General features: G+C 61.4%; 17 protein-coding genes. 7 read left to right on the top strand and 10 right to left on the bottom strand.

Annotation, left to right across the window (positions count from 1 at the left end; all coding sequences use genetic code 11):
• Positions 1–3 precede the first annotated feature (3 nt).
• From AC1D1M_RS26875 to AC1D1M_RS26865, 3 genes are all read right to left on the bottom strand, one after another.
• Positions 4–207 (bottom strand): hypothetical protein, encoded by a 204-nt coding sequence (locus tag AC1D1M_RS26875; protein ID WP_477778006.1) that lies wholly within the window; start codon positions 205–207, stop codon positions 4–6.
• Between the two features lie 129 nt (positions 208–336).
• The gene (locus AC1D1M_RS26870; RefSeq protein WP_477778046.1) at positions 337–1,560 is read right to left on the bottom strand and encodes a methyl-accepting chemotaxis protein; all 1,224 of its coding nucleotides are present in this window, start codon (positions 1,558–1,560) and stop codon (positions 337–339) included.
• A 619-nt stretch (positions 1,561–2,179) separates the two neighbouring features.
• On the bottom strand, positions 2,180–2,584 hold the full coding sequence (locus tag AC1D1M_RS26865; RefSeq protein WP_007935965.1) for a TraR/DksA family transcriptional regulator: 405 nt from the start codon (positions 2,582–2,584) through the stop codon (positions 2,180–2,182).
• Between the two features lie 370 nt (positions 2,585–2,954).
• Between AC1D1M_RS26865 and AC1D1M_RS26860 the strand changes: the two genes are divergently transcribed.
• From AC1D1M_RS26860 to AC1D1M_RS26850, 3 genes are all read left to right on the top strand, one after another.
• A complete protein-coding gene (locus AC1D1M_RS26860; protein WP_477778005.1) occupies positions 2,955–3,560 on the top strand; it encodes a glutathione S-transferase in 606 nt (201 codons plus the stop codon).
• 256 nt (positions 3,561–3,816) lie between these two features.
• Positions 3,817–4,500: a response regulator transcription factor gene (locus tag AC1D1M_RS26855; protein WP_020796732.1), complete on the top strand. Its 684-nt coding sequence runs from the start codon at positions 3,817–3,819 to the stop codon at positions 4,498–4,500.
• The gene (locus tag AC1D1M_RS26850; RefSeq protein ID WP_477778004.1) at positions 4,478–5,881 is read left to right on the top strand and encodes a sensor histidine kinase; all 1,404 of its coding nucleotides are present in this window, start codon (positions 4,478–4,480) and stop codon (positions 5,879–5,881) included. The genes AC1D1M_RS26855 and AC1D1M_RS26850 overlap by 23 nt, the downstream gene beginning before the upstream one ends.
• A gap of 147 nt (positions 5,882–6,028) precedes the next feature.
• Here the strand turns inward: AC1D1M_RS26850 and AC1D1M_RS26845 are convergent, their stop codons facing one another.
• The 3 genes from AC1D1M_RS26845 to AC1D1M_RS26835 are packed head-to-tail and all read right to left on the bottom strand — an operon-like array spanning position 6,029 to position 8,282.
• Positions 6,029–6,439, bottom strand: a complete 411-nt coding sequence (locus AC1D1M_RS26845; protein ID WP_477778003.1) for an SRPBCC family protein — start codon at positions 6,437–6,439, stop codon at positions 6,029–6,031.
• Between the two features lie 26 nt (positions 6,440–6,465).
• Positions 6,466–7,263, bottom strand: a complete 798-nt coding sequence (locus AC1D1M_RS26840) for an SDR family NAD(P)-dependent oxidoreductase (RefSeq protein WP_477778002.1) — start codon at positions 7,261–7,263, stop codon at positions 6,466–6,468.
• A 2-nt stretch (positions 7,264–7,265) separates the two neighbouring features.
• Positions 7,266–8,282, bottom strand: a complete 1,017-nt coding sequence (locus AC1D1M_RS26835) for an aldo/keto reductase (RefSeq protein ID WP_477778001.1) — start codon at positions 8,280–8,282, stop codon at positions 7,266–7,268.
• A 116-nt stretch (positions 8,283–8,398) separates the two neighbouring features.
• Here AC1D1M_RS26835 and AC1D1M_RS26830 point away from each other — a divergent pair, with 116 nt between their 5' ends.
• The 3 genes from AC1D1M_RS26830 (at position 8,399) to AC1D1M_RS26820 (ending at position 11,204) form a co-directional block, all read left to right on the top strand.
• Positions 8,399–9,298, top strand: coding sequence for a LysR substrate-binding domain-containing protein (locus tag AC1D1M_RS26830; protein WP_477778000.1), 900 nt, complete (start codon positions 8,399–8,401; stop codon positions 9,296–9,298).
• A 444-nt stretch (positions 9,299–9,742) separates the two neighbouring features.
• The gene (locus tag AC1D1M_RS26825) at positions 9,743–10,105 is read left to right on the top strand and encodes a DUF6124 family protein (RefSeq protein ID WP_477777999.1); all 363 of its coding nucleotides are present in this window, start codon (positions 9,743–9,745) and stop codon (positions 10,103–10,105) included.
• 178 nt (positions 10,106–10,283) lie between these two features.
• Positions 10,284–11,204 carry a LysR substrate-binding domain-containing protein gene (locus AC1D1M_RS26820; RefSeq protein WP_477777998.1) on the top strand — a complete coding sequence of 307 codons (921 nt, stop codon included), beginning with the start codon at positions 10,284–10,286 and terminating at the stop codon, positions 11,202–11,204.
• On the opposite strand, the gene AC1D1M_RS26815 is transcribed toward AC1D1M_RS26820, so the two are convergent.
• A complete protein-coding gene (locus AC1D1M_RS26815) occupies positions 11,125–11,721 on the bottom strand; it encodes a DinB family protein (protein ID WP_477777997.1) in 597 nt (198 codons plus the stop codon). The genes AC1D1M_RS26820 and AC1D1M_RS26815 overlap by 80 nt on opposite strands.
• Before the next feature lie 72 nt (positions 11,722–11,793).
• A complete protein-coding gene (locus AC1D1M_RS26810; protein ID WP_477777996.1) occupies positions 11,794–12,882 on the bottom strand; it encodes an NAD(P)/FAD-dependent oxidoreductase in 1,089 nt (362 codons plus the stop codon).
• 139 nt (positions 12,883–13,021) lie between these two features.
• Here AC1D1M_RS26810 and AC1D1M_RS26805 point away from each other — a divergent pair, with 139 nt between their 5' ends.
• Positions 13,022–13,342 carry a DUF2388 domain-containing protein gene (locus tag AC1D1M_RS26805; protein WP_477777995.1) on the top strand — a complete coding sequence of 107 codons (321 nt, stop codon included), beginning with the start codon at positions 13,022–13,024 and terminating at the stop codon, positions 13,340–13,342.
• A gap of 53 nt (positions 13,343–13,395) precedes the next feature.
• On the opposite strand, the gene AC1D1M_RS26800 is transcribed toward AC1D1M_RS26805, so the two are convergent.
• Together AC1D1M_RS26800 and AC1D1M_RS26795 are read right to left on the bottom strand one after the other, a co-directional pair.
• Positions 13,396–14,328: a pyridoxal-phosphate dependent enzyme gene (locus tag AC1D1M_RS26800; protein ID WP_477777994.1), complete on the bottom strand. Its 933-nt coding sequence runs from the start codon at positions 14,326–14,328 to the stop codon at positions 13,396–13,398.
• A gap of 102 nt (positions 14,329–14,430) precedes the next feature.
• Entirely contained in the window at positions 14,431–15,222 is a 792-nt protein-coding gene (locus AC1D1M_RS26795) for an SDR family NAD(P)-dependent oxidoreductase (protein WP_477777993.1), read from the bottom strand.
• Between the last annotated feature and the right edge of the window lie 47 nt (positions 15,223–15,269).

Here is a 15,269-nt window from a genome sequence, read left to right as displayed (position 1 = left end):
ACCTCAATGCAGGCTGCCAGTTCTTTCGGCGTTCAATTGCGCCAACCAGGCAGCCTTGCACTCTTGCGCTTCTTCGCGACTGGAGAACGCCGTGCCCCGGCGCTCGCCATTGAGCAACACCACCCAGCAAACCTTGCGTCCCATGGAGCGCAGATTGGCAGGTACTCCGCTGCCGATCATGACCGCGACATCAACTTTGCCTTGCATACTGACCTCCCGAATTTAATTAGCAACCTAATTAATAGGTATGTTAATTAGTCTTTCGACGAGGAAACAGCAAAACCCTGCACAGGTTAATTGCAGAATTCGTAACAATCGCCCGGCAGCCCGGGGTTTCTAACGCGGCTTTTCCGGTTTGTAGCCCAGGCGCAAACCGCCCCAATGCCGGCCCTTGAGCATGATCGGCACCGAGAGATCGTGCATCAACTCGCCGGTATCGCGCGTATAGGTCTGCAACAACACGGCCTTCTGATGGCTGCCACAGCGGATCCCGGTGCGGTCAGCGAACTTGCGTTTGGTCCGGTTCTGCAAGGCATCGATCTGTGCGTCCCCCGTCAGCGGCTGGCTGAACGCCTTGTTATGGGTCGGCACATAACCCTGCTGGGTGCAGGCGATGGCGAACACCAATCCTTCGTGACGCGGTAACAACGGCTCCTGGATCGTTGGCAAAACCTGATCGGTGTAGCGGTCGAAACGCGTCTGGTACTTGGCCGGGCTGGTATTGGGGATGACCTGGTAATTGCGGTCGAACAAATCGTCGAGGCTGATCCGACCGGCATCAATATCCGCTTCGAAACGCGCGGCAATCTGGCTCGCGCCCTCCCGGGCCAGGTCATAGATCCGCTGGTGATAGTCATCCAGCCCCACCTCGGCAAGACGCTCGCTGATGGTTTCGGCCTGCCCTTCCATTTGCACCGCCGCATGGGCCAGACGTTGAGTCTGCTGGTCGCTGACCGCCAGGTCGCTGCGCATCTGTTCGATGGCATGAAACAGGCTGTCGAGTTGTTCACGGTTGGTGTCTGCCCCTTGGGCGATTTCCCCGACCTGGGACTCGACACTGGCCGCCAGACGGGCAATGTTCTCCAGGTGTTGTCCCGTCCGTTCGACCTGCTCGACGCCGGTATCCAGGTCGCTGGACAGTTGGCGGATCTGCTCCACCACCTGCGCCGTGCGTTGCTGGATGTCCGCCACCATCTCACCGACTTCACCTGTAGCGGTCGCTGTGCGTGCGGCGAGCCCACGAACCTCGTCGGCCACCACTGCAAACCCGCGACCGTGCTCCCCCGCCCGCGCCGCTTCAATGGCTGCGTTCAACGCCAACAGGTTGGTCTGGCTGGCGATGGACTGAATCACCAGGGTCACCCTCTGGATATCATCGCTGCGCAGGCTCAAGGCTTCGATCAGTTCACGGCTGTTGCTGGCGCGCTGGCTGAGCTGATGCATGCGCGCAATGGACTCGATCAGTTCCGTACGCCCGACCGCGCCACTTTGATGAGCTTCGCTGGCAGCACTGAGCGCCTGGCGACTGAGCGCCGAGGTGGCCTGTTCGGTGGTGATCATAACCTCGGCGTTGCTGACGATCTGTGCCGCCGCCGTGAGCTGCGATTGCAGTTTGTCCGCCAGTTGCCGAACCGAAAACGCCACACCAGCGGCTGACAGTGCGTTATGACTGGTGGTGTAGGAAAGATCGCGAGTCAACTCGCCGATGGCATCGGGGTTGTCGGGGCAAGCAGCCTCAGGGGTCGCGCGCGAACGCAGGCGAGGCAGCCAGATAATCAATACGGCCAGGGGCAGGCCAAGGTAGAGCGACCCGTCACCCAGCGTCATGCCACATAACAACAGCACCAGGGCGATGCTTTGCAGCGTCGGTGTCAGCCAGCGGTTTCTCGGCAACAGCACTGGTGCAGGCACTGCCGCAACCAGAGACCCGTCTCTCGTCATCATCGTCACCCCGGAAAGCTTCTAATTGTTGTCTTCGCATTAAACGCCATCATAAAGCCATTATCCATGAGCCTTTAGTCGCGAACGTTGCAGCAGATCAATAGAAGAACCGGGAAATCGAAGACGGCAGAAAGCAAAGATCGCAGCCTGCGGCAGCACCCTACTTCAATTGCGTAGGAGCTGCCGCAGGCTGCGATCTTTTCAAAGGCAGTCCATCTTGATGGACTGCCTCGCAGAATCAGGCCTGACGCTGGTGCTTGTCGATTTGCTCGTGACGTTCCTGAGCTTCGATGCAGTACTTGGTAGTCGGGCTGATCAGCAGGCGCTTGAGGCCAATCGGCTCGCCGCTGTCGTCGCACCAGCCAAAGCTGTCTTCCTTGATGCGTTCAAGGGCTTGTTCCAACTGAGGCAGCATGCGCTGGTCGCGATCGATCGCGTTTACCAGCCAGGTGCGCTCCTCTTCGACCGAAGCCGCGTCTGCCGGATCGGCCGGGGTGTCCAGGCTTTCGATGGCGATGCGGTTCTGTTCGATGCGCTCATGGGTTTCGACTTTCATGTTCTGCAACAGCTCGGAGAAAAAAGCATGTTGCTCGGCATTCATGTAGTCATCCGCCGGCATGGCCAGCAACTTGTCCTTTGTCATTGATATCTCTATAAAAAAACGTGCATTAAGGCGAATAAGGGAGCGTTCCGGCAGACCTGGGCAGGCCATCGGAAAGGCGCCGTTTGTTCCAAGCGCCACCCGGCACTCAATTTACGAGGGGCGGCAGTCTACGGCCGACTTGAGGCCTCAGCAACTGAAAAGACAGCGAATTTGTCCGACAAAGCCCCGAAAATGCTCTACGGCAGGCTTTGAGGTGGTAATCGGAGTGCGTTTATAGCAAGAAATTCAATCGAGCGGCTGTATATAGAAGACAAACGGCCTGCACCGGGCATTTTTCGCTGTCATTTGCAGGGCTGCGAACCTCAGCTAAGGTTGTCCCTCCCGAAATGGCCATATAAAGGAAAGGACCATGAAGCTGATCGGTATGCTGGATTCGCCCTATGTCAGGCGCGCCGCCATTTCTGCCAAATGCCTGGGAATCGCCCTGGAACATCAATCGGTCTCGGTGTTCCGCCACTTCGAACAATTCCAGCAGATCAACCCGGTGGTCAAGGCGCCCACCCTTGTGCTGGATGACGGTGAGGTGCTGATGGATTCGACGCTGATCATCGACTACCTGGAAACCCTGGCCGATAACGGCCTGATGCCCGTCGAGGCGAATCAGCGCCTGCGCGCGTTGCGCCTGATTGGCCTGGCGTTGGCCGCCAGCGAAAAGTCCGTGCAGCTTTACTACGAGCGCAACCTGCGGCCGGCGGAAATTCAATTCGAACCTTGGGTTGAGCGGGTCGAAGGACAACTGACGGCGGCCTATTCGGCGCTGGAGCGGGAGCTGGAAAAGCAGCCGCTGAAGACTGACGGTTCACTTGAGCAGGATGGCATTACCCTTGCCGTAGCCTGGAGTTTTACCAATCTGGTAGTGCCGGATCAGGTGAATGCGGTGCAGTTTCCGAAGATTGCAGCGTTCACGAAGTATGCCGAGGGGCTTGAGGTGTTTGTCAGTACGCCGATTGACTGACAGATTCGTTTTGCCCGATCTGCCGTCATCGCGAGCAAGCTCGCTCCCACAGTAATTTTCGTCGTACGCGGGCTTTGTGTTCGACATCAATCCGTTGTGGGAGCGAGCTTGCTCGCGATGGCGTCGTGTCAGTCGACACATGAATTGCCTGTCAGCCCGCTATCGCGAGCTAGATGAAAGTTAATTTATTAAGTCGCGGACAATTCTTGGCAAAATGCTTGCAACTTCGTATTGAACTGCTTATCAGGCCAGCCTTATGACCCGCATCTTGACCATCGAAGACGACGCCGTGACCGCCCGGGAAATTGTCGCCGAACTGAGTAGCCACGGCCTCGACGTCGACTGGGTCGACAATGGTCGCGAAGGGCTTGAGCGTGCAGTCAGCGGCAACTATGACCTGATCACCCTCGACCGCATGTTGCCCGAGCTCGATGGCCTGGCGATCGTCACCACGCTGCGGACCATGGGCGTGGCCACGCCGATCCTGATGATCAGCGCACTGTCCGATGTCGATGAGCGCGTACGCGGCTTGCGCGCCGGCGGTGACGACTACCTGACCAAACCCTTCGCCACCGATGAAATGGCCGCCCGGGTCGAAGTCCTGCTGCGCCGGCAGAACACCGTGACTGCCCAGGCCACCACGCTGCGGGTGGCGGATCTGGAGCTGAACCTGATCAGCCACGAAGCCAGCCGCGACGGTCAACTGCTGACGCTGTTGCCCACCGAATACAAACTGCTGGAATTCCTGATGCGCAATACCGGGCAAATCCTCTCGCGGATGATGATTTTCGAAGAAGTCTGGGGTTACCACTTCGACCCCGGCACCAACCTGATCGACGTACACATTGGCCGTCTGCGCAAGAAGATCGACCCGCCTGGCAATGTCCCACTGATTCGGACTGTGCGAGGCTCGGGTTATGTCATTGCCGAACCCGTCTAAAGGCTGGCGCTCTTCCAGTAGCCGTTTGCTGGCGCTCTACAGTTCGCTGTTCGTGATCTGGAGCGGGATTCTCATGGGGGTCATGTACTACGAAGTTTCCGCTTACCTGGACAACCTGGCCAAGCATTCGCTGATGCAACGCCAGCACCTGTTTTCGCGCTTCTCAGGCGAGCAACTGGTGGATGCCCTCGCCGTCAGCATGACCTTCGACATCCGCGGCATCGACGCCTACGGCCTGTTCGATGCCCGACACCGTTACCTCAGCGGCGCCCTGCGCTACATTCCCGACGGCTTGCCGCTCGATGGCAAGATCCACATGCTGCGCGACTGCGACGCCTCCGACGACAGCGACGACCAGACGCTGCCCGCCGACAGTTGCGACGCCGTGGCGACCCGCACCCTCGACGGCCGCTGGCTGGTGCTGGTGCGCGACAACGGTTCGTTGTTTGCCGTGACCCGGATCATCCTTCACGCGTTGTTCTGGGGTGTGACCCTGACCATTGTGCCGGGCATCGTCGGCTGGTATCTGCTGCGGCGCCGGCCGTTGCGACGCATTCGCGGGATTCAGGCCAGTGCCGAAGCCATCGTCGCTGGCGACCTGAGCCGGCGTTTGCCACTGTCCAACCGGCGTGACGAACTGGACATGCTCGCCGCCATCGTCAACGCCATGCTCGAACGCATCGAGCGCTTGATGAACGAGGTCAAGGGCGTGTGCGACAACATCGCCCATGACCTGCGCACGCCCCTGACCCGCCTGCGCGCGCAGCTTTATCGTATGCAGCAGCAAGCCGGCGAAGGTTCACCGCAAGCCATGCAACTGGACCTGGTGCTGGCCGAGGCCGATACCCTGATGGCACGTTTCCGTGGCTTGCTGCGGATTTCCGAACTGGAAGACCGCCAGCGCCGCTCCGGTTTCGTGCAAGTGGACCCGGTGGCGTTGTTGCAAGAGCTGCATGAGTTCTATCTGCCCCTGGCGGAAGACGACGGCCTGGTGTTCCAGCTGCACCTGCCCGCGTCATTGCCACCCCTCCATGGCGACCGGGCACTGCTGTTCGAAGCGGTGGCGAACCTGCTCAGCAACTCGATCAAATTCACCCCGCCCGGTGGCGCGGTGATCTTGCGCGGGATCAATGATGGCGGGCACACGCGGATCGAAGTGCTCGACTCCGGTCCAGGCATTCCCGAGGCGGAACGTGAAGCAGTGTTCCAGCGTTTCTATCGCGCCGAGGCGGGCAATCAAAAAAGCGGCTTCGGGCTGGGGCTGTCCATCGTCGCGGCGATTGTCAGCCTGCACGGTTTTACCCTGGAGGTGGGCAGTAGCGAACTGGGTGGCGCGCGGCTGGTGCTTGATTGTCGGGAGAGTTTGATACCGCAGGCCTGACAAACTCTTACAAACAATGATCAACCCCTGTGGGAGCGAGCTTGCTCGCGATAGCGGTGTATCAGGTAAAAATGTATCGCCTGACACTCCGCTATCGCGAGCAAGCTCGCTCCCACAGGGGATTGGTGGTGTTTTCCGCTGGGTGAATCAGGCCGGGTAATTGGCCCGCAGCGCTTCAAGCCCACCCTGATAGATGCCGGTAAACAACGCCTCCACTTCCTCGTTGCTCACACCCACCGGCTCGAACCTTCCGGACCAGGTCACCCGCGCGCCCTCGCCTTGCGCCTCGACCTTGATCGTCGCCAGATAATCAGTCGCCGGAAAGGGTGCCTGCAAAATCGAGTAGCTGTAGGTTTGAGCCGCGTTGTCGAACGCTTGCAGACGTTCGATCACCACCGCGCCGTCAGCCGTTTGCAGACTGCGCACGCGCCCGCCTTCGCTGAGTTCACTCTTGGGAATGAACGGCAGCCAGTCCGGCAGCGAGTTGAAACCGCCAATCAATTGCCAGACCTGTTCGGCCGAAGCCGGGATGTCGATGAAGGCTGATGCAGTTGCCATGAAATGTTCTCTCTAATCAATAAGGTTCAGATGGCCAGGCTGTCGACGACACCGCCGTCGACCCGCAAGGCAGCACCGGTGGTGGCCGAGGATAACGGCGAAGCGATGTAGGCCACCAGATTGGCAACCTCCTCGACATCCGCCACGCGCTGGATGATCGACGTCGGCCGGGCCTTGCGCACGAACGCATCGGCTTCGTCCCGGGCACTGCGCCCCGATTCGGCGGTGGCGTCCTTGAGCATGTCCTCCAGGCCATCGGTAAAGGTCGGGCCGGGCAGGATCGCGTTGACCGTCACGCCGGTGCCGGCCAGGCGTTTGGCCAAACCATGGGACACCGCCAGGTTGGCGCTTTTGGTCACGCCATAGTTGATCATGTCCGCCGGTGTCGCCACGCCGGATTCCGAAGACAGGAAAATCACCCGGCCCCAGCCCTGCTTGACCATCTCCGGCGTGTAGTGCCGCGACAGGCGCACGCCGGAGATCACGTTGACCTCGTAGAAGCGCGTCCATTCACTGTCCGGGGCGTCATAGAAATCCACCGTGTTGAAGATCCCGAGGTTGTTCACCAGGATGTCTGCCCGAGGTTCTGCTGCGAACAGGGTCTCGGCGCCTTCGGCGGTACCGAGGTCGGCGGTCACGCCGCGCAATTGCGCGCCGGGCACGCGTTGGCGAATGCTCGCCAACGCCTGTTCAACCTTGGCCGTGTCGCGGCCGATCACCACCACCGTGGCGCCCGCCTCGGCCAGTGCCTGGCTGATGCCCAGGCCAATGCCGGCGGTGCTGCCGCTGACGATCGCCAGTTTTCCGCTCAAATCAATCTTCATGCTCAAGCTCCAATGAGGGGCAAGGGTGCGCGCTCGGAAACCAGCTTCGCCTCACGCATCGCCTGCCAGAACGCAGCGGGAATCACCGCCGACAATGCGGCCACATCTTCGGCAATCCGGTCCGGGCGACTGGAGCCCGGAATCACCGCGGCAACTGCCGGGTTAGCCAACGAGAATTGCAATGCAGCGGCCTTGACGTCGACACCATGGGCCACCGCGATGCGTTTGATCTGCTCGACCTTGTTGACGATCGCCGGGCTGGCCTTCTGGTACTCGAAGTGTGCGCCACCGGCCAGGATGCCCGAGCTGTACGGGCCGCCGACCACGATCTCGACGTTTTTCGCCCGAGCGGCGTCCATCAAGCGTTGCAAGGCGCGGTCATGGTCGAGAAGAGTGTAGCGACCCGCCAGCAGAAAACCGTCCGGCTGCGCTTCGCTCAGATCAAGGGTCAACTCGCATGGCTCGACCTTGTTAACGCCCAGGCCCCAGCCCTTGATCACGCCTTCTTCACGCAAACGCGTCAGCACTTTGAAGGCACCGGTGCGGGCCTGGTTGAAGTACTCCAGCCATTGATCGCCATAGAAATCCTGGGCGATGTCGTGCACCCAGACGATGTCCAGGCGATCGGTTTGCAGGCGCTTGAGGCTGTCTTCGATAGAGCGCAGGGTCGCGTCGGCGCTGTAGTCGTTGACGATTTTGTTCGGCCGGCCGTGCTCGAACACCCCGCTCTTCTCCCCCAAATCCCGGGCGGCGGTGTCTTCGACTTCATCGAGAATCACCCGACCGACCTTGCTGCTGAGCACATAGTCGTCACGGTTGTAGCGCGACAGTGCGGCGCCAAGGCGAATTTCCGACAGGCCCGAGCCGTAGAACGGTGCGGTGTCAAAGTAACGCACGCCGGCATCCCAGACCGCGTGGACGGTCGCTTGCGCTTCCTCTTCAGGGATGGCGCGGAACATGTTGCCCAGCGGCGCGGTACCGAAACCCAGCGCGCCGGGCAGTTTGTCTTTCAAGCTCATGGATGATTCCTCGTCAGTAGTCAGGGGTCAGTGATGACCGTTGAGCAGATGCTAGATTGCGAGGATCGGACCGTCCAAGACATAATGCGCAGCACTTGAGTCCCTACAGGTCTGACATGATCGACATCCGCCAATTGCGCTACTTCGTTGCCGTCGCCGAGGAAGAACACGTCGGGCGCGCCGCCGAACGCCTGCACATTTCCCAGTCGCCCCTGAGCCGGCAGATCGCCCAGCTCGAAGAACGCCTGGGCCTGACCCTGTTCGAACGCAGCCAGCAACGTATCCGCCTGACCCGCGACGGCCAGACCTTCCTCGCCGAAACCCGCGCCCTGCTGACCCACGCCAATCGTCTGGAATCTCTCGGCAAGCGTTTGGGCCGCGGCGAAGAAGGCGGCTTGTGCATCGGCTACATCGAAAACGCCATGCACGCCGGCGTGCTGCCCAATGCCTTGCGCGTGCTGCGGGTCGACCGCCCGAACGTGCACGTGGCGCTGTACAACCTCAGCTCGGCCGAACAACTCGAAGGCTTGCGCCAGCGTAGCCTGGACATTGCCCTGGTCAGCGAACCACCGACCGATGACGACCCGGACCTGCTGGGCTTTCAGGTGCTGGACGACCCGATGCTGCTGGCCCTGCCCGAGCACCATCCGCTGGCGCAGCAGACCGTGCTGACCCCGGCGGACTTCGCCGACCAGGAGTGGATCGGCGTGCAACACCGGCTGAACGCCAGTTGCCACGACGACTTCGTCAGCGCCTGCATCCGCGCCGGCTTCACCCCGGATATCCGCATGGAGGCTACCGAGCCTTTCACCGCACTGGGGCTGGTGGCGTCGGGGCTGGGCATCGCGATGATCCAGAAAGGCCTGAGCCGCAACGCCCCGCCGGGTGTGGTGCTGCGGGAAGTGCCGTGGATTTGCTTCACCACGCCATTGTGGGCGGCGTGGCACCGGATCAACCTGCGGCCGCTGGTGGAGACATTCAGGAAGGTGCTGACGGAGCCTGACGCCGCCACATAACCTTGTAGGAGCAAGCTCGCTCCCACAGTTGATTGGTGTCGTACGCAGCATTTGTGCTCGCTGAAAATCCAGTGTGGGAGCGAGCTCGCTCGCGATGGCGGCGCCTGTTTAAAGCGCATGTTTAACGGCTGTCAGCGTAACTTGATGAAAGCTACAGCGCCTTGCGTCATTGCCTACGGGTACGCCAGAATCCGCCGGCTTACGCGCCTTGGGTCCGGGCTTTATCGTTAGCCGGTCGCTGAAAAACAGCGATCGGGTTTGGTAGCCCGGAGTACTGCGCGTAGCGCCACTTCAAGCAGTTGCTGCTTTTATGGTCGTCATGCGCAGGGCCTCTTCGGGGGCGCCGGTTCCAGTACTCCGGTCTACCAACCTGTGCATGGCCACCGCCCTTCGTTTGGTAGCGAAAGTGATGGCTCCAATTTTTACAGTACTGGAGTTCTATCGATGATCAAACCAACACCCAACCCGCCAGAAGCCGATCCAGCCTCCCCCTACGAAAGCCCCGATTCCAGGCAATTCCACGAAGCGGCCGAACGCGCCCTCAATCACTACCTCAACCCCGCCGCCAACATCATGGCCACGCCCCACAAACCCTCCGCGATGTTCACCATCAACCCCGACATCGACACCGAAACCCTGCTGGCCCACGCCTGCGAATCACTGGCCTCGGCCAATGTGATGACCAACGATCTGGCGGGTTTTCTGGAGGGCTCGCATCGCAACACGCTGCTGGGCATTGCCCAGGTCATCATGCTGGGTGAGTTGGCGGTGAACCGGGCGCTGGATCGACTTGATCCCACCGATTAGCAGGTAACCCAATCAACTCCTGTGGGAGCGAGCTTGCTCGCGATGGCGGCAGCACATCCAACATCCATGTGACTGACCCACCGCTATCGCGAGCAAGCTCGCTCCTACAGGTTGCGCGTCGCTCCACAGGGTTTGCTGCTTTACTGAAAAGACCCCAAACCCCAGCGAGCCCTCCACCATGAACCGCAACGACCTGCGCCGCGTGGACATGAACCTGCTGGTGATTTTCGAAACCCTGATGTTCGAGAAGAACCTGACCCGCGCCGGGGAAAAACTGTTCCTCGGCCAGCCCGCCGTCAGCGCGTCGCTGGCCAAGTTGCGCGATCTGTTCGACGACCCGTTGCTGGTGCGCAACGGTCGAACCCTGGAGCCGACCCCGCGGGCCTTGCAGATTCTCAAGGAATTGCAGCCGGCGATGGACACCATTTCCGGGGCGGTCAGCCGGGCCAAGGATTTCGAGCCGTCCACCAGTCGCGAGGTGTTTCGCATCGGCCTGTCCGACGACGCCGAGTTCGGGTTGTTTCCGCCGCTGCTCAAGCAGATTCGCGAGGAGGCACAGAACGTTGTGGTGGTGGTGCGCCGGGTGAATTTCCTGCTGATGTCGTCGATGCTGGCCAGCGGCGAGATTTCCGTCGGTATCAGCTACACCACGGAATTGCCGGCCAACGCCAAGCGCAAGAAATTGCGCGACTTGAGTGTGAAGATCCTGCGCGGCGATGATCGTCCGGGCCCGCTGACCCTGGATGAGTTCTGCGAACGCCCTCACGCACTGGTGTCGTTTTCCGGGGATCTGAGCGGTGCCATCGACAATGACCTGGCCCGGATCGGCCGTTCGCGCCGAGTGGTGCTGGCAGTGCCACAGTTCGCGGGGCTGCGGGCCTTGCTGGCAGGTACTGACATGCTCGCCACCGTGCCGGATTACGCGGCCAGTGCGTTGATCGAAGGCAGCAGCCAGTTACGGGCGGACGATGCGCCGTTTGATATCAAGCTGTCCGAACTGTCGATGGTCTGGAACGGGGTCAGCGATAACGATCCGGCAGAACGCTGGTTGCGCTCGAAAATTGCACAGCACATGGCGGCGCCACTATCGGGGCATTGATCGACTGCAGGACCACCGGCTCGGACTCGCGCAAATACACCGGCATGTCGGTCACCGGTGGCATGGCCGGAATCTCGAAGTACATCTGCACCACCCAGCCACGGTGATAGCTGGCGTGGTTGACCACGTGCATCAGCATCGCGCCGGCGCTCATGGTGCCGCTTTCGCCTGAGACAAAGGTGAATTCCAGGGGCTTGTCCAGGGAGGCATCGGTTTGCCGGGCGCTCCAGTCGCAGTACCAGCGATCGATGTCTTTTTGCGCCAGGCGCAGTTCGGACAGATCGGCATGCAGCAGGTCGTGTGAAGTCTTGAAGCCATGCCCCCGGCCTTCGAGGTGCGCCTGCCAGATGCAATCCACCACGTACACATGATTGAGGGTGCCGATCATGTTTTTGAACACCGACACCCGTTCTTTTTTGACTTCGCCCGGAGGGAGCGCCGCGAGGCTGTCAAAGAGGCGTTGATTGGCCCAGCGTTTGTAATCGGCCAGCAGGCAGGCAGTGCGTACAGTGATCATCAGAGTTCTCCGATGGCAGTAAGCGCACTCCCTAGCATAGACCCGATGCCCGCCAGGCAGCGCCAGCACTGATCATCGGTCGTTCAGCTGCTCCACCACGCGCTCGGCAAGCGCCAGGCAACTGGTCAGCCCCGGTGATTCGATGCCGAACAGATTCACCAGCCCCGGCACGCCATGTTCGGCGCAGCCGCTGATGAGAAAATCGGCGACCGACTCGGTCGGCCCGCTGATTTTCGGGCGAATGCCGCTGTAGGCCGGTTGCAGGCTGTTGTCCGGCAAACCCGGCCAATAACGGCGGATCGCCTGATAGAACCCCTCCGCCCGGCGGGGTTCGACGCGGTAATCGATGTGCTCGACCCATTCGACATCCGGCCCGAAGCGCGCCTGCCCGCCCAGGTCGAGCGTCATGTGCACACCCAGTCCCGCGCTCTCCGGGGCCGGATATACCAGGTGGCGAAACGGCGCCCGGCCGCTGTAACTGAAATAACTGCCCTTGCACAAATGCGCCCGGGGAATGAATTGCCCGGGCAGACCGACGATAGCGCGCGCCACCTCGGGAGCGGACAGCCCCGCGCAGTTGATCAACTCGCGGCAGCACAGCGTCATGGGTTGAATGCCGCCCATGTGCAGCTCGAAGCCCTGTTCCATGCAACGGGCCGACAGCAGCGGCGTGCGCAAGGCCAGCGTCGCGCCGAACCTCTGGGCATCGCCCTGAAGCGCCAGCATCAGTCCATGGGAATCGACGATGCCGGTAGACGGCGACCACAGCGCCGCCACGCAGGACAATGCCGGTTCAAGCGCCCGGGCCTGTGGACCATCCAGCCATTGCAGGTCATCGACACCGTTAAGACGCCCCTGCTCCAACAGACGTTGCAAAGCCGTGCGCTGCAGCTCATCGGTGGCCACGATCAGCTTGCCCACGCGCCGGTAATCGACACCGTGCTCATCGCAGTACGCGTAGAGACGCTGCTTGCCCTCCACGCACAACCGCGCCTTGAGGCTGCCGTCCGGGTAATAGATACCAGCATGAATCACTTGCGAATTACGCGAACTGATGCCCGTGCCGATCCCCCCATCGGCTTCGACCACCAGCACTTCCCGCCCGCTCATGGCCAGGGCCCTGGCCACCGCCAGCCCGACCACACCAGCCCCGATCACCACGCTTTAAATATCGACGTTCAACGACCCTGCCTCCCTCTCAGCCCGTTCCTCGCTATTGCCAGGGAACTCTCGGCGACCGCCGCGCATCCTAAACTATGTGGTACTTCCCTTATGCTTCATGCTGTCGGAGGACACCGTCATGCGCCGGATGTTTATCATTTCTTCCCTGGTACTTTGTTTACCCTTCGGCTCGGCTCTGGCCAAAGTGGATGCCGGTGACGTCGCCACTTCCGCCGGGGTTTCCGCCTCGCTGTACTCAACGTTCAAAGACGACAAACTCATGATTCCCGCCCGGGATGACGCATCCAGCTTCGTCGCCAGCGGCGGTGCAATTCGTGGTGCTTACCTGGAGTCGGTGTTGAAAAAGATCCGCCAGGACAATCCCGCCCTCAACAACGCAAGCGACGAAGACCTGGCCCGCGCCATTCTGGTCCAGGAAGGCGTTGCGACCGATCACTGAAGATCGTCATCGCCAGCGGTGGGGCTTGTGACACCGGGATAGCGTTTCCAGCCCTACCTCACGTGCGTGCCAGTGGACAAGCGTGCCCACCCGGCCACGAGTTGCGCGTTGATACTCACCCCGCCGCACACCACGATCACCACGTCATGGGCGTCGGCAATCGCCGGGTGATCGAGGTAGGCAATCGCCAATGAAACACCGCACGCCGGCTCGACCAACTGACGCAAATCATTGGCGTAACGCACCACGCCCATGATCGCCTCATCATCACTGAGCACCACGCATTCATGGGGGAAATCGCCGATGTGCTTGACCGGCCAGGCGGCCACTTGCGCGGCGCCCAGGGACGTGGCGACGGTGTCGATTTTCGCCAATTTGACCGGGTACCCGGCCGCCACTGCCGCGGCGAACGACGCCGCGCCTTCGGTTTCGCAGGCAACTATGCGGCAATCAGTGTGCCGATGACGAATCAGGCCGGTGAGCAGCCCCGCCAGCAAGCCACCGCCGCCCACCGATGCCACCAGCACATCCACTGGCGGGCAGTCGTTAAGGATTTCATCGACCATAGTACTGTGCCCCTCCCACAACACCGGGTGGTCGAAGGCCGGCACAAATTCACTGCGTGGGTCCTGGGCGAGTTCCCGTGCCCGTTGATTGGCTTCGTCCCAGACCTTGCCGTGCACGATCACCTCGGCTCCGGTATTGCTGATCCGCGCCCGGGTGCTTTGCGGGGTGGTATGCGGCACCACGATGCATGCCTTGAGCCCCAGGCATGCAGCGGCCATGGCCGTGGCCAGTCCCGCGTTACCGCCGGAGGGACAGACCACCTTGCGCTTGCCCTGCTGCGCCACCCTGCTGCACAGCAACCCAATGCCGCGTATTTTGAACGAGCCGCTGGGTTGCAGGTTTTCCAGTTTCAGCCAGATACGGCGGGTCGGGGTCGACAGGCCGGGATGCAGGATCAAAGGCGTTCGGATGTGAAGCATATGGGCTCCTGTTACACGCCACCGGCTCATCGAGCTTGCGCGAGCCGGTGGTGAACGGTCCTCTCTCCCAAGCTTAGTTCACCCGGCCTCGGGGCGACCGTCTCAGCGATAGCGCGGCGCCGCCGCGGAGTTGCCAAACAACCCGGACAGCGTCCGGCGCTGGGCCTCGTAACGGTCCCACTGGCTACCATCGTGCAGACCCGGAATGGTCACCACTTCGCCGGCCGCCAGGCCAACGAGCGCGGCATCGACCATGTCTTCGGCGGACATCACGATTTCCTGCGGCAGGTTTTCCACCGGGTTGCCGGCCTCGCTCCAGAAATCGGTGGCGGTCGCCCCCGGCAACACCGCCTGGATGCGCACGCCCTTGTCCGCCAGTTCATGTTGCATCGACTGGCTCAGGCTCAAGACGAACGCCTTGGTCCCGCCGTACACGCCGTTGAGGATTTCCGGGGCGATGGCGACGATGGAGGCGATATTGATCACGGTGCCGGCGCCCCGGGCGACGAAGCCGGGTACCGCGGCATAGGCCAGGCGCATCAACGCGGTCACGTTGAGGTTGATCATCGCTTCCATGTCGTCCACTGGACTGCCGAGCAGCGGCATGACGCCACCGACCCCGGCGTTGTTGACCAACAGGGTGATGCTGGCGTCGCTGCGCAGGATCTGTTCGACCCGCAGCGAATCCGCCTTGTTCTTCAGGTCGGCAGCAACTACCTCCACGGTGCGCCCGGTCTGGTCGCTCAAATGATTGGCCAGGGCATTGAGCTTCGCCTGGCTGCGGGCCACCAGGATCAGGTCGTAACCCTGGCGAGCGAGGCGATCGGCATACACCGCGCCAATGCCCGAAGAAGCGCCGGTGATCAGTGCAGTGCCTTTGGATGAGAGCGCCATGGTGCAATTCCTCTACGGTGAGGCGAGAGATTCGCCGGGTGCAAACC

The organism is Pseudomonas sp. P1_F7 (genome assembly GCF_056405655.1).
The sequence above is the reverse complement of the archived record's forward strand: the minus strand, read 5'-3'. Positions and strand labels throughout refer to the sequence as shown.

Coding starts and splice junctions, on each gene's coding strand:
- AC1D1M_RS26845 (WP_477778003.1), bottom strand. CDS start 6,439: ATGGCAACTGCATCAGCCTTCATCGACATCCCGGCTTCGGCCGAACAG.
- AC1D1M_RS26805 (WP_477777995.1), top strand. CDS start 13,022: ATGCGCCGGATGTTTATCATTTCTTCCCTGGTACTTTGTTTACCCTTC.
- AC1D1M_RS26830 (WP_477778000.1), top strand. CDS start 8,399: ATGATCGACATCCGCCAATTGCGCTACTTCGTTGCCGTCGCCGAGGAA.
- AC1D1M_RS26795 (WP_477777993.1), bottom strand. CDS start 15,222: ATGGCGCTCTCATCCAAAGGCACTGCACTGATCACCGGCGCTTCTTCG.
- AC1D1M_RS26865 (WP_007935965.1), bottom strand. CDS start 2,584: ATGACAAAGGACAAGTTGCTGGCCATGCCGGCGGATGACTACATGAAT.
- AC1D1M_RS26800 (WP_477777994.1), bottom strand. CDS start 14,328: ATGCTTCACATCCGAACGCCTTTGATCCTGCATCCCGGCCTGTCGACC.
- AC1D1M_RS26875 (WP_477778006.1), bottom strand. CDS start 207: ATGCAAGGCAAAGTTGATGTCGCGGTCATGATCGGCAGCGGAGTACCT.
- AC1D1M_RS26835 (WP_477778001.1), bottom strand. CDS start 8,282: ATGAGCTTGAAAGACAAACTGCCCGGCGCGCTGGGTTTCGGTACCGCG.
- AC1D1M_RS26870 (WP_477778046.1), bottom strand. CDS start 1,560: ATGATCACCACCGAACAGGCCACCTCGGCGCTCAGTCGCCAGGCGCTC.
- AC1D1M_RS26840 (WP_477778002.1), bottom strand. CDS start 7,263: ATGAAGATTGATTTGAGCGGAAAACTGGCGATCGTCAGCGGCAGCACC.
- AC1D1M_RS26825 (WP_477777999.1), top strand. CDS start 9,743: ATGATCAAACCAACACCCAACCCGCCAGAAGCCGATCCAGCCTCCCCC.
- AC1D1M_RS26820 (WP_477777998.1), top strand. CDS start 10,284: ATGAACCGCAACGACCTGCGCCGCGTGGACATGAACCTGCTGGTGATT.
- AC1D1M_RS26850 (WP_477778004.1), top strand. CDS start 4,478: ATGTCATTGCCGAACCCGTCTAAAGGCTGGCGCTCTTCCAGTAGCCGT.
- AC1D1M_RS26860 (WP_477778005.1), top strand. CDS start 2,955: ATGAAGCTGATCGGTATGCTGGATTCGCCCTATGTCAGGCGCGCCGCC.
- AC1D1M_RS26855 (WP_020796732.1), top strand. CDS start 3,817: ATGACCCGCATCTTGACCATCGAAGACGACGCCGTGACCGCCCGGGAA.
- AC1D1M_RS26815 (WP_477777997.1), bottom strand. CDS start 11,721: ATGATCACTGTACGCACTGCCTGCCTGCTGGCCGATTACAAACGCTGG.